The organism is Sphingomonas sp. ID1715 (assembly GCF_013044515.1).
Classification (GTDB): Bacteria; Pseudomonadota; Alphaproteobacteria; order Sphingomonadales; family Sphingomonadaceae; genus Sphingomonas_B.
The window spans coordinates 1-1,352 of record NZ_JABEPR010000028.1 but is presented as its reverse complement, the minus strand read 5'-3'; the positions used below and the strand labels follow the sequence as shown (position 1 = coordinate 1,352).

Sequence of the window (1,352 nt, the reverse complement as noted above, 5' to 3'; positions counted from 1 at the left end):
GGCGCAGGCGCGCCAGCGCCGGCGGCAGATCCCAGTCCTGGAAGGGCGCGCCGTTCCGCAGCGCTCCGGGCTTGCGGGCCAGTACCGGCAGATAATGCCAGGGGTCATAGATCGTGCGGTTGCGCCCGAAGTAGCGGGGATGCTCGGCGACAACCTCCTCGCCGCAGCGCACGACAATGCGGTCGGCATAGGCCCGGACCTGCACCGTCCGCCGCGCCACCGTCGAGAGAACCGAGTAGCGGTTGCGATCGAAGCTGATCAGGCAGGTGCCCGTCACCGCATGCTCGCTCTCGTTAAAGCCGTCGAACGGTCCCAGCATCGGCTGCAGTGCCGATCGCTCGATCTCCAGCGCCTGCGCCACGGTCAGCTCGCCCTGTTCCGGGTGTGCCTGTCGTTCCGCCCAGCGCTGGCACTCGGCCTCCAGCCAGCCATTGAGCTCGTCGAGGCTGGCGAACCGCAACCGGGGTTGGAAGAAGCGGCCCCGGATCGTCTGCACCTGGTTCTCGACCTGGCCCTTCTCCCATCCCGCCGCCGGCGAGCAGGCGGTGGGCTCGACCATATAATGGTCGGTCATGATCAGGAACCGCCGGTTGAAGACCCGCTCCTTCCCCGTGAACACGCTCGTCACCGCCGTCTTCATATTATCGTAGATGCCGCGGCCCGGCACGCCGCCGAAGAAAGCAAAGCCGCGCGCATGCGCGTCGAACAGCATCTCCTGACTCTCGCGCGGATAGGCCCGGACATAGACCGCCCGCGATGCACACAGCCGCATATGCGCAACCTTCACGCGCATCGGCTTGCCGGCGATCTCCACATCCTCATGGCTCCAGTCGAACTGGTAGGCCTCGCCCGGCTTGAACATCAGCGGGATGAAGGCGGTGACACCATCGCCGGCATCCTTGCGCCGGTCGGCCTTCCAGCGCGCCGCGTAGCGCCGAACGGCATCGTAGGAACCCTCAAAACCTTCGCGCTCCAGCAGATCATGTATCCGCGTCATCCGCAGTCGCTCGCGCCTGCCGCGCACCTCGTTCTCTTCCAGCAGTGTGTTCAGGCGATCCTGAAACGGCCCGATCCTAGGCAGTGGCTGAACCTTGCGCTGATAGTCGAATGCGCCTTCCGGCGCCCGGATCGCCTTGCGGATCACCTTCCGCGACACATGCAAATCCCGCGCGATCGCCTTGATCGCCTTGCCGCCGGCATACTCGCGCCGAATCCGAACCACTGTCTCCAAAATCAACATCCCGATCTCGCCGCCTGAAAATCCAGCCGGCTGCTTAAACCATCGAAATGAGGGGTCCCTTTTAGACGCCGATCACCCCGCTAACGGGGTCCTTTTTGCACGCCGATCCACA

Annotated in this window: 1 protein-coding gene; it reads right to left on the bottom strand. The window is 64.9% G+C overall.

What is annotated here, in order from left to right:
• Window positions 1-1,240, bottom strand: a 1,240-nt coding sequence (gene istA / locus HJG53_RS18205; RefSeq protein WP_171132747.1) for an IS21 family transposase, incomplete at its 3' end; no start/stop codon positions are given.
• Between the last annotated feature and the right edge of the window lie 112 nt (window positions 1,241-1,352).